The 25,229-nt window shown below is 42.9% G+C and carries 22 protein-coding genes and 1 pseudogene; 11 read left to right on the top strand and 12 right to left on the bottom strand.

The window, feature by feature from the left end; translation table 11 throughout:
- The first annotated feature begins 26 nt into the window (after positions 1-26).
- From I579_RS05635 to I579_RS05645, 3 genes are all read left to right on the top strand, one after another.
- On the top strand, positions 27-1,541 hold the full coding sequence (locus tag I579_RS05635) for an ABC transporter permease (protein WP_010754565.1): 1,515 nt from the start codon (positions 27-29) through the stop codon (positions 1,539-1,541).
- A gap of 21 nt (positions 1,542-1,562) precedes the next feature.
- A complete protein-coding gene (locus I579_RS05640; protein ID WP_010754564.1) occupies positions 1,563-2,225 on the top strand; it encodes an ABC transporter ATP-binding protein in 663 nt (220 codons plus the stop codon).
- Between the two features lie 77 nt (positions 2,226-2,302).
- Positions 2,303-2,749: a YaiI/YqxD family protein gene (locus I579_RS05645; RefSeq protein WP_010754563.1), complete on the top strand. Its 447-nt coding sequence runs from the start codon at positions 2,303-2,305 to the stop codon at positions 2,747-2,749.
- Positions 2,750-3,085: 336 nt separating this feature from the next.
- Here the strand turns inward: I579_RS05645 and I579_RS05650 are convergent, their stop codons facing one another.
- From I579_RS05650 to I579_RS05685, 7 genes and pseudogenes are all read right to left on the bottom strand, one after another.
- Positions 3,086-3,907, bottom strand: a complete 822-nt coding sequence (locus tag I579_RS05650) for an RnfABCDGE type electron transport complex subunit B (RefSeq protein ID WP_010754562.1) — start codon at positions 3,905-3,907, stop codon at positions 3,086-3,088.
- An 11-nt stretch (positions 3,908-3,918) separates the two neighbouring features.
- Entirely contained in the window at positions 3,919-4,380 is a 462-nt protein-coding gene (locus I579_RS05655) for an electron transport complex protein RnfA (RefSeq protein WP_010754561.1), read from the bottom strand.
- Positions 4,381-4,455: 75 nt separating this feature from the next.
- The gene (locus I579_RS05660; protein ID WP_071860549.1) at positions 4,456-5,781 is read right to left on the bottom strand and encodes a site-specific integrase; all 1,326 of its coding nucleotides are present in this window, start codon (positions 5,779-5,781) and stop codon (positions 4,456-4,458) included.
- Positions 5,782-5,943: 162 nt separating this feature from the next.
- Positions 5,944-7,085 (bottom strand): IS3 family transposase gene (locus tag I579_RS05665; protein ID WP_129316744.1). Its coding sequence is split into 2 segments (ribosomal slippage): positions 5,944-6,857 and positions 6,857-7,085, totalling 1,143 coding nucleotides; the frame shifts between segments, so codons are not numbered across the junction.
- 25 nt (positions 7,086-7,110) lie between these two features.
- The gene (locus I579_RS05675) at positions 7,111-7,440 is read right to left on the bottom strand and encodes a hypothetical protein (RefSeq protein WP_016249779.1); all 330 of its coding nucleotides are present in this window, start codon (positions 7,438-7,440) and stop codon (positions 7,111-7,113) included.
- 35 nt (positions 7,441-7,475) lie between these two features.
- Positions 7,476-7,664, bottom strand: a complete 189-nt coding sequence (locus tag I579_RS05680) for a ribbon-helix-helix protein, CopG family (protein ID WP_010754559.1) — start codon at positions 7,662-7,664, stop codon at positions 7,476-7,478.
- 12 nt (positions 7,665-7,676) lie between these two features.
- Positions 7,677-8,810 (bottom strand): annotated as a pseudogene (locus I579_RS05685) (Eco57I restriction-modification methylase domain-containing protein); the annotation flags it as partial.
- Positions 8,811-8,897: 87 nt separating this feature from the next.
- On the opposite strand from I579_RS05685, the gene I579_RS05695 reads away from it, so the two are divergent.
- A protein-coding gene (locus tag I579_RS05695) for an IS3 family transposase (RefSeq protein ID WP_129316744.1) occupies positions 8,898-10,039 on the top strand; the annotation gives its coding sequence in 2 pieces (ribosomal slippage) (positions 8,898-9,126 and positions 9,126-10,039; 1,143 coding nt in all).
- Positions 10,040-10,125: 86 nt separating this feature from the next.
- The gene (locus I579_RS05700; RefSeq protein ID WP_051117362.1) at positions 10,126-12,000 is read left to right on the top strand and encodes a hypothetical protein; all 1,875 of its coding nucleotides are present in this window, start codon (positions 10,126-10,128) and stop codon (positions 11,998-12,000) included.
- Here the strand turns inward: I579_RS05700 and I579_RS05705 are convergent.
- The 4 genes from I579_RS05705 to I579_RS05725 form a co-directional block, all read right to left on the bottom strand.
- A protein-coding gene (locus tag I579_RS05705) for an IS3 family transposase (RefSeq protein WP_155854775.1) occupies positions 11,961-13,087 on the bottom strand; the annotation gives its coding sequence in 2 pieces (ribosomal slippage) (positions 11,961-12,859 and positions 12,859-13,087; 1,128 coding nt in all). The genes I579_RS05700 and I579_RS05705 overlap by 40 nt on opposite strands.
- Before the next feature lie 182 nt (positions 13,088-13,269).
- A complete protein-coding gene (locus I579_RS05715) occupies positions 13,270-13,851 on the bottom strand; it encodes a hypothetical protein (RefSeq protein ID WP_010754554.1) in 582 nt (193 codons plus the stop codon).
- Positions 13,852-14,317: 466 nt separating this feature from the next.
- On the bottom strand, positions 14,318-15,190 hold the full coding sequence (locus I579_RS05720; RefSeq protein WP_010754553.1) for an electron transport complex, rnfabcdge type, C subunit: 873 nt from the start codon (positions 15,188-15,190) through the stop codon (positions 14,318-14,320).
- A gap of 236 nt (positions 15,191-15,426) precedes the next feature.
- A complete protein-coding gene (locus I579_RS05725) occupies positions 15,427-17,154 on the bottom strand; it encodes an ABC1 kinase family protein (protein ID WP_010754552.1) in 1,728 nt (575 codons plus the stop codon).
- A 170-nt stretch (positions 17,155-17,324) separates the two neighbouring features.
- Here I579_RS05725 and I579_RS05730 point away from each other — a divergent pair, with 170 nt between their 5' ends.
- From I579_RS05730 to cshA, 3 genes are all read left to right on the top strand, one after another.
- On the top strand, positions 17,325-18,389 hold the full coding sequence (locus I579_RS05730; protein WP_010754551.1) for a D-alanine--D-alanine ligase: 1,065 nt from the start codon (positions 17,325-17,327) through the stop codon (positions 18,387-18,389).
- A gap of 90 nt (positions 18,390-18,479) precedes the next feature.
- On the top strand, positions 18,480-19,841 hold the full coding sequence (locus tag I579_RS05735) for a UDP-N-acetylmuramoyl-tripeptide--D-alanyl-D-alanine ligase (RefSeq protein ID WP_010754550.1): 1,362 nt from the start codon (positions 18,480-18,482) through the stop codon (positions 19,839-19,841).
- Between the two features lie 382 nt (positions 19,842-20,223).
- Positions 20,224-21,765: a degradosome RNA helicase CshA gene (gene cshA, locus I579_RS05740; protein WP_010754549.1), complete on the top strand. Its 1,542-nt coding sequence runs from the start codon at positions 20,224-20,226 to the stop codon at positions 21,763-21,765.
- Positions 21,766-21,948: 183 nt separating this feature from the next.
- Here cshA and I579_RS05745 read toward each other — a convergent pair whose 3' ends face one another.
- Positions 21,949-22,557 carry a CPBP family glutamic-type intramembrane protease gene (locus I579_RS05745; protein ID WP_010754548.1) on the bottom strand — a complete coding sequence of 203 codons (609 nt, stop codon included), beginning with the start codon at positions 22,555-22,557 and terminating at the stop codon, positions 21,949-21,951.
- A gap of 149 nt (positions 22,558-22,706) precedes the next feature.
- Between I579_RS05745 and I579_RS05750 the strand changes: the two genes are divergently transcribed.
- The 3 genes from I579_RS05750 (at position 22,707) to alr (ending at position 25,218) form a co-directional block, all read left to right on the top strand.
- Positions 22,707-23,609, top strand: coding sequence for a helix-turn-helix domain-containing protein (locus I579_RS05750; protein ID WP_010754547.1), 903 nt, complete (start codon positions 22,707-22,709; stop codon positions 23,607-23,609).
- A 121-nt stretch (positions 23,610-23,730) separates the two neighbouring features.
- On the top strand, positions 23,731-24,081 hold the full coding sequence (acpS, locus tag I579_RS05755; RefSeq protein ID WP_010754546.1) for a holo-ACP synthase: 351 nt from the start codon (positions 23,731-23,733) through the stop codon (positions 24,079-24,081).
- Between the two features lie 15 nt (positions 24,082-24,096).
- Complete coding sequence (alr, locus tag I579_RS05760; RefSeq protein ID WP_010754545.1) at positions 24,097-25,218, top strand: alanine racemase; 1,122 nt, start codon at positions 24,097-24,099, stop codon at positions 25,216-25,218.
- Positions 25,219-25,229: the final 11 nt, after the last annotated feature.

The following is a 25,229-nucleotide window of genomic DNA, read 5'->3' on the forward strand; positions in this document are numbered from 1 at the left end:
GGAAAAAACGTAAGGGAGCGTGTTCCATGAATTTTATGAAAAGAGGCTTACAGAGTCTCTGGGCCAAAAAAGGCCGGAGCTTGATTTTAATCGCGGTTTTCTCCGCCATTCTAATCTTTGTCTTGGCGGGGTTAACCATTAAAAGTGCCGCGGATACCGCCACAGACACCGCCAAGAAAAGCGTCGGTGCCACGGTGACTTTGAGCACCAACCGAGAGCAGATGTTTAAAAAGGACAGTGACAGCGACGACGCTAGTGACGAAAGTACCTCAAGACCAGATCCCGGGAGTTTTCAAATGACCCCGGTGAATCTGGCGGATGCAGAAAAAATCGCCGCTTTGGACGGGGTGAAGAGCTATTCCTTTGAAGTCAGCACTTCGGCCACAAAAGGTGATGACATCGAGCCGATTTCTAGTAGTGATGAAGAAGACACTACGGAGGATAGTGCTACAGATGAGGCTAGCCAAGGGGCAAATGGTATGCCCGGTGGCGGCATGATGGGTGGCGCAGGTGGCATGGACCAAGGGGATTTCCAAATCACCGGGGTATTGGAAAGTGCCGCTTACTCTAGCTTTTCCGCTGGTACGGCAACCTTAACGTCTGGTGAGGCGTTAACCGCCGAGGATGTGGATACCAACAATGTCTTAATCGAGTCCGCTTTAGCCGAGGCGAATGACTTGGCCGTAGGGGACACCTTCACTTTAGTGGATGCCAACGATGAAAATGTAGAAGTCACGATTAAAGGAATCTATGAAACTAGTGATACCGGTACGTCCATGGGGATGCAGTTCAACTTTATGAATCCAGCGAATACGATTTTCTCCGCTTATACGTTGGCGAACACCATTGCCGGCGAAGAAGGGGATACCATTGATTCTGCCGTGTACACGTTGGCAGACCCAAATGAAATGGATAGCTTTGTCAAAGAAGCGGAAAGCTTGATTGACACAGACACTTTCAGCCTGCAAACCAACGATCAAATGTACCAACAAATGCTGACTCCGTTAAACAACGTTTCTAGTTTTGCGAAAAATATTATCATTTTAGTGGCAGCGGCCGGAGTGATTATTTTGACTTTGATTGTCATGATGACCATTCGGGAACGACGTTATGAAATCGGCGTGCTGCTTTCACTAGGGGAAGGCCGAGGGAAAGTCATCTTGCAGTTCTTTACCGAAATCTTTGTCTGCATGTTACTGGCTTTGGGGATTGCTTCTGCTAGTGGCAACCTCGTGGGCAATGTGGTGGGCAATCAGCTTTTGGAACAGCAAACCACCCAAACCGCTTCCGCCGACCAAGGAGCACCTGGGGGCGAGGGGCAAGGACAAGCGCCTAGTGGGGGTCGCGGACAGGGCGGCCCCGGTCAGATGATTTCTAGCACCTTTAGTCAGTCAGAAGAAATCAAGGACTTAGACATCACCGTTTCCGGGGAGCAAATCGCTCTTTTAGCCGCTATCGGCTTAGGTATCAGCTTCGTTTCAATTCTGTTATCTTCGGCGGGGATTATGCGTCTGAATCCGAAGAAAATCTTGATTTCATAAGCAAAGAAAAGAGGGAACAGCATGACATTAGCGACAAAGGAAGTCAGTTATTGGTACGGGCCAGAAGCCCCCTTGTTTGAACACGTGAATTTAACATTTGAAGCCGGTAAAATCTACGCCATCTTAGGCAGTAGTGGCTCCGGTAAGACCACGTTTTTATCATTAATCGCCGGCTTGGACACGCCTAAAGAAGGCGAGATTCTATACAAAGATCAATCCTTAAAGAAAATCGGCCTGCAACAATACCGGCGCAAAGACGTTTCCATCGTTTTCCAAGCCTACAATCTCTTGCCTTATCTGTCTGCGGTGGACAACGTGGTGACGGCCATGAAAATCTCCGGCACCCAACAGGCAGACCCGAAAGCCTATGCCCTAGGAAATTTGGAAAAAGTCGGCATCAATCGGGAGTTGGCGGAAAAGAAAGTCACCTTGCTTTCCGGGGGCCAGCAGCAACGGGTGGCCATCACTCGGGCTCTGTGTTGCGACCATGACTTAATCGTGGCGGACGAACCCACAGGAAATTTGGACGAAGCCACTTCTCGCGATATTGTGAGCCTGTTTCAAGAAATCGCCCATACTCAACAAAAATGCATCATCTTGGTGACCCACGAGCAAGAAGTAGCAGCCGCCTGCGATGTGGTTTACGAATTAAAAGACAAAGAATTCCAGTTACGGGAACTCTAAGAATGCAATGCCTTGTCTTCTTCTGAAAGTTTTGCCATACTAAAAAGGGCAAAAGCAGGAAAAGGGGGATGAGGCAGATGCGCTTTGTAATCGATGGGGACGGTTCCCCAGTGAAGAATGAAGTAATCGTTTTAGGAGCGAAATTTCACGTGCCGGTGGTCATTGTCACCAGCGTGGATCACTTTACTACTAAAGAATACCCAGAGTTTGTGTCCTTTATCTATGTGGATAAAGGCGCGGACCGGGCGGACTATCGCATCATCCAAGAGTTGTTACCCGATGATTGGGTGATTACCCAAGACTACGGGCTGGCGTCTTTAGTCCTGGGCAAAAAGGCTCGGGTCTTTCATCACAGTGGCAAAGAATACACTTTGGAAAATATCGACGAATTGTTGACCCAGCGCTTTATCGGTGCCCAAATGCGCAAAGCTAAAAAGCGCACAAAGGGCCCTAAACCCTTTACACAAGAGAATCGAGAACACTTCACTCAAGTAATGACCGAACGCTTGGAAGCAAGAATATAAAAAGGGCGAGACAATAGTTAAGTCACCGTCCTACGAACTGAACTATACCAAACGTGAGACGCAAGCAAAAGAAGGCTATCTTCCATTAAACTCATTGGAAGATAGCCTTCTTTTGCTTGCTAAAAATCTCAAACGCTGACTAACCTTGATTTTATCAAGCTAAGTCAGCGTAATTCGCTTTTTCTCTTTACACGTATGGTAATGTTCACTCTGCGGATTCTGGCATAAAGAGTGTCACAGATTTTTCTTAGTTGTATATTTTTTATTAATCATAGTTAAACGTACCCTGTCTAGCACTTGAAAATTACTTATGTCACAATACTATTTTTTAGGCCATTAAGCCGACTCAGAAAGCTTGGCTGCTTGTAAGACGGGTACGATGCAGTCTTGAGGACAGGCCTTAAGACAGGCGCCACAATTGGTGCATTTATCGAAATCAATGACCGCCACTTGATTTTCAATGGATATGACATCCACGGGACAGGCTTTGACACAGCGTTTGCAGGTGATACAGCCTACTTCACAGAGCTTGCGCACACTGCCTCCCCGGTCCGTGTTTTGACAAGCTACCACCGGGGAGGCAAAAATGGGCTTCATGGCAATCAAAGCTTTCGGACAAGCGGCGAGACAAGCTTCACAGCCGACGCACTTTGTCGGGTCCACGCGGGCTATACCGTCCTCCACGGTGATGGCACCATAATCACAGGCCGCTGCGCAATCCCCAAAGCCCAGACAGCCTTGTTGGCAGCTTTGCGGTCCGCCAAAGGTTTGATTGGCCGCCACACAGGTAGCCACCCCTTGGTAGTCCATCTTTTTTTGCGTCACTTGGCAACTGCCTTGACAACGGACAAAGGCGGCGGTAGGGCGCAGTTCTTCGGCTTCGACTCCTAGTTGAGCGGCTAAAGCTTCCCGGACGTTCTGGCCTCCGGGAGCACAGAGATTAGGTAGTGCACTGCCGTTAGCCAAAGCTTTTGCGTACCCGTCGCAGCCGGAAAAGCCACAGGCACCGCAATTAATCCCGGGCAATACTTCCCGGAGTTGTTCTTCTTTTTCATTTACCGGAGTGGCAAAGACGATGGTGGCGATGGACAAGCCCACACCGGCCAATAAACCGAAGCCGGCTACTAGTACCGCCGGAATAAAGATTGCTTCAAACATGAAATCCCTCCTTAATGAAATAGGCCTTCCGTCAAGCCAGCAAAGCCTAGAAACGACATGGAGACGATGGCTGCGGCAATCAAAGTGATGGGCATGCCTTGCAAAGCTTCAGGAATATCTGCGGTTTCCAAGCGTTGGCGCACTCCGGCAAAGAGTACCATGGCTACGAGAAAGCCCAGCCCGGCACCTAGAGCATTTACCAAGCTTTGTCCGTAGGTATAGTTTTTCGTGAAGTTCAAAATAGTTACCCCTAAGACGGCACAGTTGGTAGTGATTAAAGGTAAGTAAATTCCCAAGGCGTTGTACAAAGGTGGTAAGTATTTTTTCAGGAGAATTTCTACCAGTTGGACGAGGGCGGCGATAGCGAGGATAAAGACGATGGTCTGCAAGTAATCCAAGCCTAGAGGAATCAAAACCCAGGCATACAAAGGATAGGTCAATAAAGTCGCCAGTACCATGACGATAGAGTACACGAGACTGTTGCTCTATTATATAGTATAAACGAGGTAATGTGATCCAAAACATAGTTTTCACAGTTTTATTCACAGCTATTTGTCTATATTTTTATTACCTTTTTGACGCTTTTTGCCTTCAGATTGCTCTAATTTACTGAAAGCTTCTTCTCCTAAATCGCTCAACCACATACGCATTGTTTTCTTAAAGCCCAAATCAACATCTACATCAATGTAATAATCATTGAAATTCAAACTGTTAATGATCCTTAATGCCTGTTCACGGGAGGTTTCATCCTCTGTTATGTAGTATTTAAGAGAAGTCTCTAATTTTTTGTGTCCAGCTCTTGCCATCAAAGACTTTAATGGAAATCCTGATGAAGCTAAATTTGTTAAGTGGGTCTTTCTCAATCCATGAGTCTTGAAGTCAATCTTCAAATCAGCTTTAATTTTTCTGCTGTAATACTTGAATGAATTGGTTGTAAGAAGCTTACCATCATTACCATCATAGAGTTTACGATTGATGAAATCACCACCGATAATCTCTACTGGCTGTTTATCTCTCAGATCCATAACAATTTCGTTTGCACGACTTCTATAAGCGGGTGTGCCTTTAGCCTTAGCCAAAGCCAATCTACGCTCAGATAAGAGCTTTGAAACTGTGTCTGGAACATCTATTGTTCTGCTACTTGCTAAAGTCTTAACTCTTGTTAAACTCCATGCACCAGCAACATAAACAAGCTGTTTGTTTATGGTAAGAGTATTTTTCTCATAATCCCAGTCATCCCACATAAGCCCGAAGATCTCTGACTCTCTTAATCCACAGAAGATACCGAGCATGAAAGGAAGTTCCAGATCCGTACTTTCAAACACTTCATACATCTTCAGAACATCGGATCTTGAATATACTTGAATGGTACTATCAGCTTCTTCATCCACCTGAGTCTTTTTAGGCATCTGAATACGGATATTTCTTTCTTTTGTGTACTTGGTGATTGTTTCAAGGTTAATGTAGTTTCTTCTGTATGCTTCTCCATAGAGAAGATAAAAGACCTTTAAGAACCCTTCCACATAGCCGTAAGAAAGATCAGTATTATAGTATTTTTCTGCTAAGTATTCGTTGATCTCAGTTGTAGTTACAGCTCGCTTGCCTGAAATATACTTTGTTCCGAAAGCTTCTTTGATATGGTTTTCCCATACGCTACTATGCTTTGTGACTGTTGAAGGTGCTTGTCCACCTTTGCCAGCTCCTGCAATATATTCATCCCAAACCTTTTGGAATGTTACTGCAGATTCTTGTTTTTCGAGATTATCAGGATCTTGCAGTTGAGCTATTACATAATCCCTGTAATCTCTGGCTTCTTTCTTTGTTCTAAGCGGAAGCCCAGTTCTTGAGTCAATACGATAGTGGATTTGAGTCAATACCTCGGACACGATTTGTGAGAATTTTTTCGAGATTCCAGCGGGTTAGTATCTCATCGTTTCGACCAGCCGTCAAACCAAAACCGTTTGACCGCTGATCGAAGCGATGAAGTTGAAGCCCTGTGGAAATCTCGCAAAAAAAATGTAGGTGGTAGCTAGGAACTAAGCTTGCAATGCCAACTCTTCCATCTGATTTGGTGTTAAATAATTAATACTACTATGGATTCGCTTGCGATTGTAAAATCCTTCAATGTATTGAAATAACGCTAAATGAGCAGCTTCAAAGTTTTCATACGCTTTTGATGGATAGACTTCTTCTTTTTTGAGTGAGGCGTGAAACGATTCGATACCGGCATTGTCATACGGACAGCCTTTACGACTAAAGGAGTGCCGAATGTTCAATTCTTTCAACTTTGCCTCATAGGCTTCGCTAGTGTACTGAGAACCCAAGTCTGAGTGGATGATCAAGTTCTCGGAGGGCGTGTGGTTTAAGAGCGCATGGTCAAGGGTTTCGATAACCAGTTCTTTCGTCATCTGCTTGCCAAACTTCCAACCGATGATTTTCTTTGTGTGAAGATCTTGGATGGTGGAAAGATAGGTCCAGCCATCTTTTAGGGTATGAATATAGGTAATGTCTGTCACCCATTTTTGATTGATCGACGTAGTGGTAAAATCTTGGTTTAACAGGTTTTTACGTCCTTCACTTTTAACTTTTGCTTGTTTGCCAGGCTTGTACTTCTTGAGGGTGATTGAACGCAAGCCTAATTTTCTCATCAGTATTTGTACTTTCTTTAGGGACAAGGTCTCGCCACGGCCAACAAGAATCTTATGAATTTTGGGCGCACCATAGATACCCTTGTTTTCAAAGTAGATTCCTGAAATCAAGCGGTTTAAGCGTTTGTTTTCTGATTGGCGCTTGGAAGGCTTCTTTTTCTTCCAGTCATAGTAGCTGGATTTCGGTGCTTCCAAAACGGTACACATTTGTTTTACGTCATGATCATGAACATTTGATTGAATAAATTCGAAGACATCACTCATTTTTACTTTTGAGCGAATATGGTTAAAGCCTTTTTTAGGATAGTGTTTTCCTCCTGCATGCGGGCCATTTCCTTTTTCATTGCTAGGATTTCTGCCTTAGTCATGCCGGTTGCTTCATTCTTTGTATAAAGCTTCTTCCAACGATAAATCGTTTGTGTAGCGATACCATATTGCGCTGCCAGTTCCTCGACCGATTGGCCAGACTGGTTTAAATCTAAGATCATCTTCTTAAAGTCTTCATCAAATTTTTTCTTGGCTTTTGCCATCGTGGACACGTCCTTTTCTTAGTAGTTAGATTCTACCAAATCGTGTCCATGAAATCATCCTAACATCAGTCCATATACCTTCTACTGGGAAAGAAGTCCAATCAACAACTTCTTCGTAGTTTCTACTTCGCACATAATCTGCAAATCTTTTGTTATAAAAAAGTCGCAATTCAAAACATTCCAGATTGGTTTTTCTTTTGCCATTGTATTTATAGATCACCTGATAATAAATACCACAATTGCACAAACGAAATTCTTCATATCCATATTTTTCGAATACAGCCATAACATCAAGGAAGTTCTTTTGAGCTCTTGCTTCCTTTGAAACAATTCTATCGAAATAAGATAACTTCAATTTTTGTTACTCCTCATTACTTACTTTTACTGATATTAGTTATTGTTACTTTCTTCAGCTCGTTTCATTTTTTCGTTGTAGTCCTCAACATAAGCTTCAACGGCTCTTTCAATAGCTACCGTTTTAGGCTGTCCAGACTCTTCGCAAAATGCTTCAAGCTTGTCATATATTGTTTTGTCCATTCGGATTGAGAATGGCTTGCTGTCTTTTTTTTGTCTTGCCATACATTCTCCTCCTTATTCCATTGGTTTTACCATTGTATCAATCATTTGAATTTCATCTTCTGAAAGACCATATTTCTGATACAACTGAGCATCAATATTAGAAGGAGTTTCTTTCCAATTTATAGTTGAACTGTTTGTGAAGTCTAACAAAGGAACAAACCTATAAACATTTTGGGAAATATTCTGAGAAACCTTTAAGATACCAATCATGAATCTAAAGAATTTTGTTGTCATATATTTTTGAAGATTCACGGCTTCTTCTTTAGTGTCAAAGCATCCGATTGGAATAAGTGAATCTGTACAAGCAGATTGAGGCTTACCAATATATGCTTTTCCAATTATAGCAACAGGCTTTTCATTGTTAAGAATTCCAGCTCCACCATTGCCTTTTGAAGTAAATACTTTCCACTTATCTGCAATTTCCAGATTCTTACTAATATTGGTTTTTGACGTATACTTTATTTCTTCGTGAGCACAACGTAATTCGTAAGCACCTTCAAAGTATTTATCAGAAGTAATCTTCTTTAACTCGCTTTCTTTACCAACTATGCCAAAAGCATTTCTTCCTTGGGTTATAGTCATCATTGAAACAAAGTCAGATGCAGATCTAACTTTATTTAACACATTAACAAATCCATTCATTGAAAGAATTATATCTAATCCATCTTCAAATAATGGACGAGAAATGCAATCTTTCATTTCGCTTGTACACTCATAGAAGTTTACATCTCCATTGTGAGATTGCTTGTACAAGAAATAGTTAACTCCTCCCGCTATTTCTACGCCATTAAAGATGTCCTTGTTGTTTGGATAGTGATAAATAGCTTCAAAATGTTGTTTGTCACTAATAAACTCTCTCAACTTGATAAATGATTTATCTTGTGCATCTGCAGTAAACCATCTAGAAGGTGTAATCAATGAAACATATTCTGCACCTAATGTTATGGATTGCTGTATAAAAGTTGGGAACATCTGTTTAGAAAGAGATGCATTTTCATCACTATTTGAAATATTACTTTGATAAGGTGGATTACCTACTATCGCATCAAATTTCATTTCTCCTCCTCCTTTATTCCAGAAGTTCGCTCTTAACACTCTTTTTCTAAATTGTTCAGGCTTATTCTGCAATATATTCAATAAATCATCGAAACAATGAGCATTAACCTGATGTTAGGATGATTTCATGGACACGATTTGGTAGAATCTAACTACTAAGAAAAGGACGTGTCCACGATGGCAAAAGCCAAGAAAAAATTTGATGAAGACTTTAAGAAGATGATCTTAGATTTAAACCAGTCTGGCCAATCGGTCGAGGAACTGGCAGCGCAATATGGTATCGCTACACAAACGATTTATCGTTGGAAGAAGCTTTATACAAAGAATGAAGCAACCGGCATGACTAAGGCAGAAATCCTAGCAATGAAAAAGGAAATGGCCCGCATGCAGGAGGAAAACACTATCCTAAAAAAGGCTTTAACCATATTCGCTCAAAAGTAAAAATGAGTGATGTCTTCGAATTTATTCAATCAAATGTTCATGATCATGACGTAAAACAAATGTGTACCGTTTTGGAAGCACCGAAATCCAGCTACTATGACTGGAAGAAAAAGAAGCCTTCCAAGCGCCAATCAGAAAACAAACGCTTAAACCGCTTGATTTCAGGAATCTACTTTGAAAACAAGGGTATCTATGGTGCGCCCAAAATTCATAAGATTCTTGTTGGCCGTGGCGAGACCTTGTCCCTAAAGAAAGTACAAATACTGATGAGAAAATTAGGCTTGCGTTCAATCACCCTCAAGAAGTACAAGCCTGGCAAACAAGCAAAAGTTAAAAGTGAAGGACGTAAAAACCTGTTAAACCAAGATTTTACCACTACGTCGATCAATCAAAAATGGGTGACAGACATTACCTATATTCATACCCTAAAAGATGGCTGGACCTATCTTTCCACCATCCAAGATCTTCACACAAAGAAAATCATCGGTTGGAAGTTTGGCAAGCAGATGACGAAAGAACTGGTTATCGAAACCCTTGACCATGCGCTCTTAAACCACACGCCCTCCGAGAACTTGATCATCCACTCAGACTTGGGTTCTCAGTACACTAGCGAAGCCTATGAGGCAAAGTTGAAAGAATTGAACATTCGGCACTCCTTTAGTCGTAAAGGCTGTCCGTATGACAATGCCGGTATCGAATCGTTTCACGCCTCACTCAAAAAAGAAGAAGTCTATCCATCAAAAGCGTATGAAAACTTTGAAGCTGCTCATTTAGCGTTATTTCAATACATTGAAGGATTTTACAATCGCAAGCGAATCCATAGTAGTATTAATTATTTAACACCAAATCAGATGGAAGAGTTGGCATTGCAAGCTTAGTTCCTAGCTACCACCTACATTTTTTTTGCGAGATTTCCACAGGGCTTCAACTTCATCGCTTCGATCAGCGGTCAAACGGTTTTGGTTTGACGGCTGGTCGAAACGATGAGATACTAACCCGCTGGAATCTCGAAAAAATTCTCACAAATCGTGTCCGAGGTATTGACTCAAATCCAACTGGTGATTTCAGCGTTGATTATGCTGATATGCCTGTTGGTGCTGAAATTGGGGATTTTGTACATGAATCCGATGTATGGTCTTTCCTTAACCTTATGACAAAGGAAAGTGAAGATAGCTATTATCCATACAGCAACGATGAATACAGAGCCTTATTCAAACATTCTCTTTGGATGGTGCCTGGTGTCAAAGAAGCCAGAGCATTAAAGAAATTGATGTTAAAGCACCCAGTCTTTGGCTGTGGTCAGTTTAACATTGTCAATGTTGCTGGTAATGGTGACGAGGAAGAAGCATCAGAAGAAGCACTTAAAAAGGTTCGTAAAGCCATTAAAGATGCTGGGGATGATTACACAATTACCTTATCTTGTGGCAAGCTGACAACTGGTGTTACCGTCAAGGAATGGACTGCTGTATTTATGCTTGCAGGATCGTATTCGACTTCTGCCGCAAACTACTTGCAGACAATATTCCGTGTTCAGAGTCCTTGCAATGAAAACGGTAAGATAAAGGAAAATGCTTATGTATTTGACTTTGCACCAGACAGAACTTTGAAAATGGTATCTTCTGCTGTATCGGTATCTTCCAAAGCTGGAAAGACAAAGATCGGTGATAAGCAGATTATGGGAAAATTCTTGAACTACTGCCCTGTTATCGGCATTAGTGGTTCAGAAATGCAAGAATACTCTGCAACCGTTCTTCTTCAGCAATTAAAGAGAGCTTATGCCGATAAGGTTGTTAGAAACGGATTTGATGATAGCAACCTTTACAATGATGAACTGTTCAAACTTCAAGCCGTAGATATTAAGAAGTTTGATGAATTGAAAGGTATTATCGGATCTTCAAAAGCTCAGCCTAAAGCAAAAGATATTACTGTCAATGATCAGGGCTTAACAAACGAGGAATACGAAGAAGCCGAAAAGCTTAATAAGAAAAAGAAGAAAGAACTTACACCAGAGGAAAAAGCACGACTTGAAGAATTAAAACGACTCAAGAAAGTTCGTAACGATGCAATCAGTATTCTTAGAGGTATTTCTATAAGAATGCCATTGCTGATTTATGGTGCTGATATTCCTTATGACGAAGAAATTACCTTAGACAAATTTGTTGATGTTGTAGATGATTCTTCTTGGGATGAGTTTATGCCTACTGGTGTAACTAAAGAGAAGTTCAAGGAATTCCAAAAGTATTACGATGAAGAAGTCTTCATTGCAGCTGGTCGCAGAATTAGAAATATTGCAAGAGAAGCAGATACTTTGGATCCTACTGAACGAGTTATAAAGATTGCAAGTCTGTTCAGTTACTTCAAGAATCCTGATAAAGAGACTGTTCTTACTCCATGGAGAGTAGTGAATATGCATATGAGTGATACTCTTGGTGGTTGGGATTTCTGGGACGAACAGCATGCCGATACTTTAGACTCTCCTCGATTTGTTGATCGTGGTGAAGTAACAGCAAAAACATTCGGAAAGAATGATGCTCAGATACTTGAAATAAACAGCAAAACAGGCCTTTATCCTTTGTATGTTGCTTATAGTTTTTATAGAAACAAGCTTGAAGCTTTGCATAAAGATGAAGTGTCTGAAGAGACAAAACAAAGATTATGGAATAAATCAATTGAAGAAAATATATACGTTATATGCAAAACGCCGATGGCTAAGGCTATTACGAAAAGAACATTAACTGGATATGGTTCAGTAAAGGTTGGATTTGAGTCAATATCTTGGACACATTTTAGTAGAGACGGTTACGCCATTTTTTCTTTTGCTAACTCTTCAAACTCCTGAGGGGTTAGATAGTGAATCGAGCTGTGAATTCGATTCCGGTTATAAAATCCTTCAATGTAACTAAATAGTGCTCGATTCGCTTCTTCGAAGTCTGAGTAAGTCGTCGTGTATACTTCTTCTTTTTTCAATGATGCATGGAAGGACTCAATTCCTGCATTATCATAGGGTGTTCCTTTGCGACTATAGGAATGTCTTATTTTATTGTTTTCAAGCCAACTTTCCACTTCGATTGCTGTATATTGACTACCTAAATCGGTGTGTAGAATCATTCCTTCTGGAATGTGGTACCGTTGTTTCGCTTGATTGAGTGTTTGTAACACACAATCGACAGTCATTCGCTTAGAAAATGTATAGCTAATAATCTTTTTCGTGTGTAAATCCATAATTGAAGATAAGTAACACCAACCATTTTTCTTAGTTGGAATGTAGGTGATATCAGCTACCCATTTTTCACAGATAGTTTTAGTAGAAAAGTCCTGATTTAAGATGTTCTCTTTTAAAACAACCGGCTGAACAGACCGTTGAGGTCTGTATTTCTTAACCACAATTGACCTTAGATTTAATTGTTTCATCAATTTTTGAACATGCTTAAGAGATACTGAAATTCCTTCTTTTAGCAACACTTGATGGATTTTTGTTGCACCATATCTCTGTTTATGATCAAAAAAGATCGTTGAAATCTTCTTTTTCAATTGGTTATTTCTGACTTCTGTAGCTGTTAACGATTTATTTTTATAAAAATAGTAGACGCTCCTAGGAATTTCTAATAACCGACACAACAAAGAAACAGTGTAATCCTTACACCATTTTTCAATGAATCGGACAAGTGACTTCAGGTCTTTCGAGAGAATATGGCTGCGGCTTTTTTTAATATTTCAAGTTCCTCTTTCAAACGAGCATTTTCTTTTCTCAAATCAGCCGCTTCTTTTCCGGTTAGTCCTGTGGACGGATCAGGTAAGTATAAATTCTTCCACTTATAAATCGTCGCTTCAGCTAAGCCATATTCTTTCGCCAACCCTCGAACAGAACGTCCAGTTTGATTTAGTTCAACAATCATCTGTTTAAAATTTTCTTCATATCGGGTCATAAAATCCATCCTCTCGTAGATAAGTTTAATTTATTTCTGTCTCTACGAAAAGATGTCTAAGATTTGATACTAACACTACATCTACCGATAGCTTTTCCAGAAATGCCTGTATTTATCACATAAGTATCGGTATTTTTCCTTAATACTATTTTGACATTGGTTTATCACCTAATTATGTGAAATTAAGCATAATTTGAAAAGTCATCGTCTATTGGAAACTCTTGTTCTATTAAATCTAATTCTTCTTCAAGTGTCTTTTTATCAGGTATAGGTAACAACTTAACATCCGAAACAGACTCCCCAGTTCTGGCTCTTTCATTACATTCTCGCCTTGACTTTCTTTGTTGGTTTACTTCTTCATAGGCATATACAATAAAACGATCTACAAGAACTTGAAATCCATACATAGTACTTGTATCAACAATACAGAAATAATTGAGATGGAGTAATTCTCTATAACACTTCTCAACCGTTTCTAATTCAAGATCGTACTTGCATGCAAATTGTGCTAATAGACCTTTTACCTCGTATTCGTCAATATAGAAGCCGTTATGTAGTATCTGTGTTCTTAGAAACATATACAAGGACATCGGTATTAGCTTAAACTTTCTTTGGATAGCTCGGAATTGAGGGTTATCAATCATTTGAATATCAGTGCTTATATAGTTAATTTTGCTTATGTAAGTAGTCTTTCTGTAAGTTTCATCAATTGTATAGATTATTTCGGGTGTAATAGCTTTTCCTTTTTGATAGATTTTTGCCATATCATAAATCTCCTTTCAAATTAAAACGTTTTTATTATTAAGGTCAGAGAAACCAAATATCCATATTTTCAAATCCTTTGCAGTCTAAAAGTAATTAGTTAAATAAAGTATTTAGTATGAGTAATAGTAAATAGTAAGTGTGTATATACACATGGTTATACATAAAGAAGCGTCAAAAAAAGACGCAAGTATGTTAAAGAACCCTTTAGTCATACTTACGCCTTAAAAAACGCTCTATATTCAATAAGTAAATTTAACCCTTCTAATTGATTTCTCTATGTATATTTTACCTCTGATTATAGTTAATACAAGAGAGTTCACAAAGTGTTCAGAAACAAAGAAAAACTGTTAAAAGCAGTCATTCACAGTCTTTGTATTCACAGTTATTAAAATTCACAGTTATTTATTCACGTTTATATTTACAGCAACCATACAAAAAGAAAGGGCTGGTCTATTCGACCAACCCTTAAAAATACCGTAAAATCAATATATTATTTACCGAAGTAACGATCCAAAAGACCCTTAAGAGCTTTTCCATGTCGATATTCAGCACGAGGCATCCCACGGCACTGGGCAGCCCTCCAGTAGGTACTCGACGCTTCGTGGTGGCAAAAATCAGCATCTTTTCCGCCCCTTGAGGATAGCGAGGGGGCAAGGATTGTAGCGTGATTCGGTCTGTAAGTTCTAACGCTTGAATCTGCGCTGCTAAAGTCGCGATGGCTTCCGGTTTATTGCTTTCGATGCCGATAATGCTTCGAGAAATCTCTAGCCAATCCAAAAGGGTCACGATGCCGCGTAAAATCCGCTGGGGTTCTTCTACTGCTTCCCGATTATCCGAGGTGATGAAGGGCTCACATTCGGCACCATTGATGATCAAGGTATCGATGGCATCTTTTGTCGCAAGCTTGACGTGCAGGGGAAAGCCGGCACCACCGATTCCTACTACGCCACTGTCACAGGCTGCTTGCAACAGCTCATCTTTACTAGTAATCCTTACGGGGGCCAAAGCGGGATGAGGGGTATTCAAGCCATCATTTTCGATTAGAATCGCCTCACAGCTTTGACCATTCGCGAGTAAAGTAGGTTTGATGCTCTTGACCTTTCCCGATATAGGGGCATGAATTGGCGTGGAGACATAGCCGGTCCCGGTAGCAATTACTTGGCCTACTGTCACCAGTTCTTTGGCTTTGACGGTGGCCTTGCAGACTGCGCCAATATGTTGCTGGAGTGGGAGTAAGACGCTAGCGGGCGGCTCTATGGTTTTGGTTGGGACTTGGGCCGTTCGCTTTTTGTGGGTAACCAAGGTGCCACCGGAAAATTTTCGTAAAGAAGCAAACATAAGCTCCCTCCTTTCTGTTCTTTTGAAGCGTTTTCTTTATTATACAAGTTCTCTTTGGGAAACAATAGTCTTTGTGAAAAAATAATCCTAATCATAGATGAGATACTTCGTAATGTGATAATACAACTGGTTTAATTGAGAATCGTTATCAGAACGAATCGTATAAAATTTCACAGAGTTTCTCGGGATAATAAAAACACCTCTCGTAAAAAACGAGAGGTGTTTGAAATTTGATGTTATTTTCTGCGACGCCACCAGGAAAGCAATTGTTGCAAAGCGAGTAGTCCTGTAACGACGAGCCCCAATGTGATGCCGCTAAAACCTAGCCGCTGGGTGGTAGGGTTATCCGGAATGCCGAGTAAAAGAGCGGAAGCGATGAACAGACCACAGACAATCAAAGCCCAGGTCAGACGATTGCTCAGGCTTTCCAGGCGGTTTAGGAACTGTTTTTGCTCCTTGAAACTCATGGTTACTTGACTCTTTCCCCGAATAAAGGTTTCTAAGGCTTGCAAACTCCGGGCAGGTAACCGGGGCAGGCTCTTGCTACTCTTGGCAAAATCCAAACCTAGGCGCTTTACGCTATCGGCGACATCCAGTTGCTTTAAGTAGTATTTTTCAGCGTAAGGCTGGATGACTTCCATTAAGGAAAGCTCAGGGTCCAGTTCTTCAATGACTCCTTCCAAAGTGCTTAAGGCTTTCATTAGCATGGTGACTTGGGGAATCAGCTGCAAATTATTCCGGTGGCAAATCTGTACCACTTCTCCGAGCACCGCTTGAATATCCAATTCTTTTAGTGGCAAGTTGGCGTAGCGTTCCAGAAAGCCACCTAGTTCGCCATAAAAGGTTGTTTCATCAAAAGGACCTTCCAAGCGACAAAGGTGCAAGACGGCTTCTCCCATTTGCTGGCTATCCTGGGTGTACAAGGCCAATAGGGCATCGATTAAGCGACTTCTCAAATGGTCCGGTAGTTCCCCCATCATGCCAAAGTCCAAGTAGATTAGCTGATAAGCGTAGTCAGGCTGTTCGTCTTGCCACTTTAACTGATAGTCCACTCCGGCAAAGACGCCGACTTTTTTCTTTGAGGCAAAACCGGGGCTGCCAGTGGGAAGAAAACGGGTCAAGAGATTGCCTGGATGGGGATCCGCGTGGAAAAAGCCGTCTTCAAAGACTTGCTTCATAAAGCTTTTCACTAACAAGAGGGCCACGTCTTTTTTAAATTCACCATTGGTTAAGCCTTGCTCTGCGTAGGCTTTCGGATCGGCCTCCAGCAAGTAACGCAGGCTTTTGCCGGTCATCATTTCTAGAAGGATGACCCGCTTGGTGCAGTATTCGGGATAGATTTTTGGCACTTTTACTTGGTGCCAATTGTTGTTTAGCTCATAGAAACGTTCTCCGTAATGAGCTTCTTTTAAAAAGTCGGTTTCGTCATCTAAGGAACGGCGGACATCTGCCAAAGCGCTTTTCAAGTCGATGACATTGGACTCTGGTACATAGGAAATCAAGGGGATGGCTTTTTCAAAAAGGGCCAAATCCACGTTAATATCCGCTACAATTCCCGGATGTTGGACTTTGACTACCACCTCTTGGCCGTTTTTTAAGCGGGCATGATGGGCTTGGCCGATGGAGGCGGAGGCAAAAGCTTCCTCTGCAAAATAGTCAAAGATTTCCGTTAGAGGTTGTTGCCATTCGGCTTCCAACAAGGCTTTGACCTTGGGAAAAGGGTCACTTTTCACTGAATCTTGCAAGGACTTGAATGCTTGCAAATAGGCCGGCGTCAACAAATCCGTGCGCACGGAAAGGACTTGGCCGATTTTAATAAAGGTGGGCCCTAGGCGTTCGAAGGCCTCCCGCACGGCTTGAGGATTTTCCTGACGGCTAAAATTTTGGATGACCTTGTATTGGCGGAAGGTTTGCAGGATTTCTTTTAAGCGTTGAGTACTGGATTTTCCTTGACTGGTGGGCATGATTTACCGCCTCCTTTTCCAGGCTGTTCTTGTTTTAATAGTAGAAGAAATCTGGGGAAGTTACAAGCAATGCCCCGTCTTTAGAAAATATAGTTTTTCTGCGTTCGGATTTTGTGCTAAAATGTGGTGAATCGATTGGATGAACTTTCAAATCATGGGAGGAAAAACATTTGAAAATCGTATTGCTTTACGGTGGCCGGTCGGCAGAACATGAGGTTTCTATTCTTTCTGCGTATTCCGTGCTACAGGCAGTTTATTATGACTATTACCAAGTACAGTTAGTCTTCATTGCCAAAACTGGCGAATGGGTGAAAGGTCCTTTGTTGACGGAAAAACCTACTTCTGAAGAGGTCTTGCATTTGACTTGGGGAGAAGGCGCAGGCGACTTTAGCGGGGAAGTGATTCAACCTTCCAGCATTAAAGAAGACGACGCCATCGTGTTCCCAATCTTACACGGACCAAACGGAGAAGACGGTACCATCCAAGGCTTCTTTGAAACCATCGGCATGCCGTATGTAGGAGCTGGGGTTTTGACCAGTGCTTGTGGCATGGATAAAATCATGACCAAGTACATCTTACAAGCCGGGGGCATCCCTCAAGTACCTTATGTACCGGTCTTGAAAAACCAATGGAAAGAAAATCCTAAACAAATTTTCGAGCAATGTGAAGGCACCCTGCTTTACCCGATGTTTGTCAAACCTGCTAACATGGGGTCTAGTGTAGGTATCTCTAAAGCAGAAAATCGCGAAGAGTTACAAAATGCCCTTCACGAAGCTTACAAATACGATACCCGGGCGATTGTGGAACAAGGTATTGAAGCCCGAGAAATCGAAGTGGCGATTTTAGGCAATGAGGACGTGCGCACGACTCAAGCTGGGGAAATTGTTAAAGATGTAGACTTCTACGACTATAATTCCAAATATATCGACAACAAAATTGTGATGCAAATTCCGGCCGAAATTCCCGATGAGGTTCAAGAAAAAGCCCAAGAATACGCGAAAAAAGCTTATATTCTTTTGGGAGGCAGTGGTTTGTCTCGCTGTGATTTCTTCTTGACCAATAAAAACGAACTCTTCTTAAACGAGTTAAACACCATGCCTGGTTTCACTCAGTTCTCCATGTACCCATCACTGTGGGAAAAAATGGGGCTGAAATACGGCGACTTGATTGAAGAATTGATCCAATTAGGACTGAATCGCTTCAACCAACGGCAAGCCTTTTTAATGGATGCTTAAAAGCTGCAAAACAAAACGCGGAGTCCAAGGGGCTGCGCGTTTTTTGTGGTACAATCGATGTGAGATTTTCACCAAGAAGGGGTCTACAAGATGAAATTAACAGTAAAAGAAATCGCGACAGTATTTGATCAAGCCGGGGATTTTCCCGATAGTACACTTCACCAAGTTGAGTTTGACAGTCGAAAAATTACAGCCGGGGATTTATTTGTGCCCTTAGCCGGCGTTCGAGATGGCCATGAGTTTGTCCAAGCAGCGATTGACAATGGAGCCGTGGCAACCTTTTGGAGCCGTCCCCTAAGTGAAGCGCCAGCAGGTATTTCCGTCATTTGCGTGCCCGATGCTTTAAAAGCTTTGCAGAAACTAGCTGTGTATTACAAAGAAAAATTGCAACCTAAAATCGTGGCCATCACCGGCAGTAATGGCAAGACTACCACGAAGGACTTAACGGCGGCGGTTTTGAGTCAGCGTTTTGTGACCTATAAGACCCAAGGCAATTACAACAACGACATCGGTATGCCTTATACGATTTTGCATATGCCTGAAGATTGCGAAATGCTTGTTTTGGAAATGGGCATGGATCACGCGGGGGAACTACAAGTTTTGTCGGAATTGGCCCAACCGGATGCGGCAGCCATTACGATTGTGGGAGAGGCCCATATTGAAAACTTGGGTTCTAGAGAAGGAATCGCCAAAGCCAAGATGGAAATCATCTCCGGGGAAAAAGCGGATGGGGTCTTGTTTGTCCCTGAGGATGAGCCTTTGCTGCGTCCTTTGACGGCTAATTTGACTCAAGACGTCCGGACTTTTGGCCTTGATGCCGGGGATATTCGCGGGACTGTCTTAGCAGAGCACCGGGAAAAAACGGTCTTTGCGGTAGCTGGCGAGACCTTTGAGATTCCCGTGATTGGGGCCTACAATGTGAAAAATGCCTTGATTGCTTATGGCTTTGGTCAGTACTTTGGCTTAACTACGACGGAAATCCGTCAAGGGTTGGCGACAGTCTCACTGACGAAAAACCGTACCCAGTGGCTAGAAGCACCGAATCAAGTACGTATCCTTAGCGATGTCTACAATGCCAATCCCACGGCTATGGGGCTGGTTTTAGATACCTTTGGCAAATTGCCTACATCAGGACGCAAGTTGGCTGTTTTAGGGGACATGCTAGAGTTGGGCCCGGATTCCAAAGCCATGCACCGGAGTATGGCGGACCATATTACAGCAGACTACGATGTGATTTTCTTGTATGGCTCGGAAATGACCGCTCTTTTCCACGCTTTGACGGAAAAAGATGCCGACTTAACCGTGTACCACTTTGATAAAGAAAATAAAGCCGCTTTGATTCAAATGATTAAAGGGGAGTTGCGTCCGGAAGACAGCATCTTGCTAAAAGGAAGCAACGGCATGGGCTTGGCCGAAGTGGTAGCCGCTTTGCAAGAAGTGTCAGCAGATTAAGAACGACTAAAAAACGCTCTTTACATGAAAAGGATGAAACGAAATCCTGCTAAGGTTGAAAACTTGATGAAAGTTTCATCTTGTGGTATACTATCCAAATGCCGAAAAGAAGTAACTGGAGATAACTCATCCATGAATTGACTTGTGATGATCGGTGGCAAAGGAGCCTTCCTTTGACCACCGTTTTTTACAGATATATTGCATCGGGCGTGGTATTTGCCACCGGATGTGCCTTTTCTAATGCCTTCGTGAAGCGATTTTCGGCGCCAAAGCGAAAGTGGGAAATGACAGGAACCATTTCCTGCGAACCGCGGGGAACCCTACGCTTCAAAAACAAGAGTGTTAGGCACTTTAGTTGGCCTAACGATTAGGAGGATATTTTTTGAAATTTAGTGAATTACAATTATCACCTGAGCTACTAAAAGCTGTGGAACGCTCCGGCTTTGAAGAAGCTACCCCAATCCAAGCAGCGACGATTCCATTGGCTTTGGAAGGCCGCGACGTGATTGGCCAAGCGCAAACAGGTACCGGGAAAACCGCCGCTTTTGGTTTGCCAATGCTAGAAGAAATCGACACAACGAGACATGAATTACAAGGTTTGGTCATCGCCCCAACTCGGGAATTGGCTATCCAAACCCAAGAAGAATTGTACCGCTTAGGCCGGGACAAGAAAGTTAAAGTACAAGCCGTTTACGGTGGTGCGGATATCGGCCGCCAAATCCGTGGTTTGAAAGATCGTCCACATATTGTTGTGGGGACACCAGGACGGATGTTGGACCACATCAACCGTCACACCTTAAAACTTGGCACTGTCCGGACTTTGGTCTTGGATGAAGCCGACGAAATGCTCAACATGGGCTTTTTAGAAGACATCGAAAAAATCATTTCTCAAGTTCCTGAAGAACGGCAAACATTGCTGTTTTCTGCTACAATGCCGCCAGCTATTAAAAACATCGGCGTGAAGTTCATGAAAAATCCTGAACACGTACAAATCAAAGCCAAAGAAATGACGGCTGATTTGATCGACCAATACTACGTGCGGGCAAAAGACTTCGAAAAATTCGATATTATGACTCGTCTTTTGGATGTACAAACACCAGATTTGGCCATCGTCTTCGGGCGGACCAAACGTCGGGTGGACGAATTGGCTCGTGGTTTGGAACTACGGGGCTACAAAGCAGAAGGCATCCACGGGGACTTGTCCCAACAAAAACGGATGAGCGTTTTGCGTTCCTTTAAAAATGGTCACTTGGATATCTTAGTAGCAACCGACGTAGCTGCTCGGGGCTTGGATATCAGTGGTGTGACCCATGTGTACAACTACGATATTCCACAAGATCCTGAAAGTTACGTTCACCGGATTGGCCGGACGGGTCGGGCTGGTAAAGGCGGGATGTCCGTAACATTCGTGACACCAAACGAAATGAGTTACTTGCACACCATCGAAAACTTGACCAAAAAACGCATGACTCCTTTACATCCACCAACCGAAAAAGAAGCTTTCAAAGGGCAATTAGGCGCTGCGGTAGAACAAATCGAAGCGAAACTTGCGGAAAACGGTTTGGAAAAATACACCCAAACTGCGGACCAACTTTTGGAAGGCTATGAACCAGAAACCTTGGTTGCTTTGCTCTTGAAGACCATCGCCAAAGACCCAGCAGACGCTGTGCCGGTAAAAATCACACCGGAACGGCCATTGCCTCAAGGGAAAAAAGGTGGCTACAACAAGAACAACCGCGGCCGTGGTGGCGGTGGCAATCGCAACCGCAAAGACGGTAGCAACTATCGTGGGGGCAACAAAAAAGGTAACTACAATAAAGACAACCGTTACAGTGGCGAACGTCGGAAAAACGACCGGGACCGCAACAGTAACAATGGCGGCGGCAAAAAACGTGGCTTTGTGATCCGTTCCAATAACGACTAATCAGGTCAATCAGTGACCACTTAAAAAAGACTTCCTAGAAGAGGTATTCTTCTAGGAAGTCTTTTTTGTTTGGCTTATCAGGTGGTGGCGCCAAAGCTCTGATGAAAGAGGAGGCTTGCTTTCATGTGGCCCAAGTAGTCAGGTCGACGTTCCTGTTTTTCGTCTACCTAACGAAAGGAGAGGCTAGAGTAATGCCAGTAAATCCACTCCCACATGGGTCAACCAAGATCCCCAGATACTCTTGCCCATTAAGAGGTAGACGTAGTTGAAGATCAAGCGGGCCACCCCTTGGAGTAAAAGCACATGGAGCAAAGTGGAGAACCAAGAGCCGTCCCAGTACACAAAGACGTGCATCAAGCCGAAAATCAAAGCACTGAGCAAGGTACTAGTGGTCAAAGATGCTCCTTTGTTTCGAGCCGCTTCTAAAATCCCGATGCCTAATAATTCTTCCCCCATTAGCATGAAAGGAATCTTGAAAATAAGTAACCCCAGATGTCCCGCAGCGGGATTGGCTGACCAATTGAGACCAAATTTTAATGCTAAATTGCCCACGACAAGCCCAAAAAGTAAGTAGACAACAATCCCAATGGGAATGATCCACAGTTTTTTAGGCATGGAGAAGGCTGCTCGTGCATGGCCTTGAAAAACCACCGCCCAAGCAATCAACCCACCAATAAACAGTGCCCACCAGGCCCAGGGGAAAGTTGACAACAGCCAAAATCCACTGGCAAGTGCCACACCACCGACTCCTAAACGCCAACCTTCAATCTTGAAATTCTTTACGTCTTCCATTGTTCGCTCCTCCTTTTGTCTGTTGCCAATCTCCAAAATTGTCTTGGGATGCTGTTTCTTATACACTTGTGTGAGATGATTATAGGTGATGAATGGCAGAAAAGGAAAAAAAGTGTACTATTTGAGACCTAAATTTGAAGGAGAAAATAATGGATAATTTTGGTGAAACTTTGCGCAAAATCCGACTGGAAAAAGGCCTGACACAAAAGGCTTTGTATCATGATTTACTATCAAAATCCTATGCCATTCGTTTCGAGCAAGGCAAGCATGATATCTCATTCGTCTTATTGCTGGAAATATTAGAACGGCTGCCTATGGAAATTTCGGAGTTTCTTTTTATCCATAGAAATTATCAGCCCAGTGAGACCCAGTGGTTTTACGAGCAGTTGATCAAAAGTGGCAATAACATGGACTTAGCTGCTTTGGCGACTTTAAAGAAGGAATACCAAACGCGCTATGCAGATAGTCAGCAGCAAAGTGCGCGACTGGTGCAATTGGACTATCGGTTGGAACAACTCCGCTATTATGATCAAAGGGGGCAAATCACCGAGGAGTCTGTGACCCCGGAGCTACAAAGGAAGATTCAAAGTTTGCTAGCGGCGACCCAGTCTTGGACAATGGAGGATTTGCGCTTTTTTGCGGCCACCTTGGATCTGGTACCAACCAGTGATTTGACCTTGTTTTTTAAAGGACTGATTCCCAGTATCAAGCGCTATCGAGAGTTTGCAGCGGGGAAAAATGTCTTGTGCATTCTTTTGATTAATGCCATCCACAAGGCGCTTTTTTCACAGGCGTACGGAATTGCCCAGGAATTATTGGCGCTGTTAGACGACTTTGCCGATGGACTGGATTACTTGGCGTATCGCAATTTTGCGGAGTTTTATGCCGGTTTGTTACAACTAGTGGGGAGCAAACCGGGGCAGCTGGAATACGACCAAGGGATTGCCAGCGTCCAGCAAGCAAGTCTGATTTTCCGCCAGTTAAAGTACCCTTTTTACGCACAAATGACTCAAGATATTTTGCAAGCCTTTTTGGATTTTCAAGAATCATAAGGTAGCCGTTTTTTTGCTAATTTTTTCCTACTTTTCTACAGAGGAAATGTTTTCCCATGGTTTTTCCAAAAATATTTGGTAGAATAGGACTAGTTCGACAGTTTGCAAAGGAAGTGGACCAGTGATTAAGGGAATCGGCATTGACGCCGTAGAATTACCCCGGATGCAAGCCATCATCAACGACAAACCGCGCTTTGTTAAACGGGTATTGACTCCAGGTGAGATGGCTTTATTTGAGGCATTATCGCCAAAGCGGCAAGTGGAGTTTTTAGCCGGGCGCTTTGCCTGTAAAGAGGCATTTTCTAAGGCTTGGGGGACAGGCATCGGTGCGGTGACGTTTCACGAGCTGGAGATTTTAAACAATGAGTTAGGCGCACCATTTCTAAATCAATCGCCTCATAAGGGCAAGTCCTTTGTGAGTATCACCCATACAGAATCCATGGCTTTTGCTCAGATTTTGTTGGAAGAATAGAAAGAAGGAAGACACTTGGTTGCATCAATTCATCGACCAACTAGAATCATCGTACATAATGAAGCAATTAGTCAAAATGTGAAAAATGAAATCGCCCGCTTGCCTAAGGGGCGGGAACTATTTGCGGTAGTCAAGGCAAATGGCTACGGCCATGGTGCCATAGCCGTAGCCAAAGCCGCTCGCGCGGGAGGGGCCACCGGTTTTTGCGTGGCCACTTTAGATGAAGGCATCGAACTTCGAGAAGCCGGCTTTACCGAACCCATCTTGGTTTTAGGCGTCGTGGATGTAGTCTATTTACCACTACTTGCGGAGTATCAGCTAGCCTTTCCCGTAGCCAGTGAAAATTGGTTGGTGCAAGCTCGGGAATACTTAGCCACCACAGAAATCACCGCACCACTTTTAGCCCATGTCAAGGTGGATACGGGGATGGGGCGGATTGGCTTTCAAGACAAAGAGGCCGTGTTGCGGGGCATTGACACACTAAAAACACTGCCATCCATGGTTTTTGAAGGCATCTTCACGCATTTTGCTACGGCGGATGAAGCAGATGGCCAGTATTATCAAGAGCAACACGCCGCTTTTAAAGATATTCTCGAAAGTTTGCCGGAAAAACCTCGTTACATCCATGTTTCCAACAGTGCTACGGCTTTGTGGCATGAGGAAGAACTAGGCAATATGGTTCGTTACGGAGTAGCACTTTACGGCTTGAATCCTTCAGGGCACACCTTGGAAGCAAGCTATCCTTTGCAACCGGCTTTGGAATTTGTCAGCCAACTGGTACAGGTGAAACAAGTACCACAAGGCGCCAAAATTGGCTACGGTGCTACGTATACCGCACCAAAGGCCGAATGGATTGGCACCGTGCCTGTAGGCTATGCGGACGGTTGGTTACGGAAGATGAGCGGCTTTTCAGTCTTAGTAGAGGGCGTTTATTGTGAAATCATCGGCCGGGTGTGCATGGATCAATTCATGATTCGTCTGCCTCACGAATTTCCCGAGGGCACCAAGGTTACGTTAGTCGGAAAAAATAAAGAACAAGAAATTACTTTACAGGATATAGCAGATCATCTGGATACCATCCACTATGAGGTTGCTTGCCTGTTATCAGAACGGATACCACGAGACTATCAAAAGTAGGAAGGAGAATT

This window comes from Enterococcus asini ATCC 700915, assembly GCF_000407365.1.
Taxonomy (GTDB): Bacteria; Bacillota; Bacilli; order Lactobacillales; family Enterococcaceae; genus Enterococcus_C; species Enterococcus_C asini.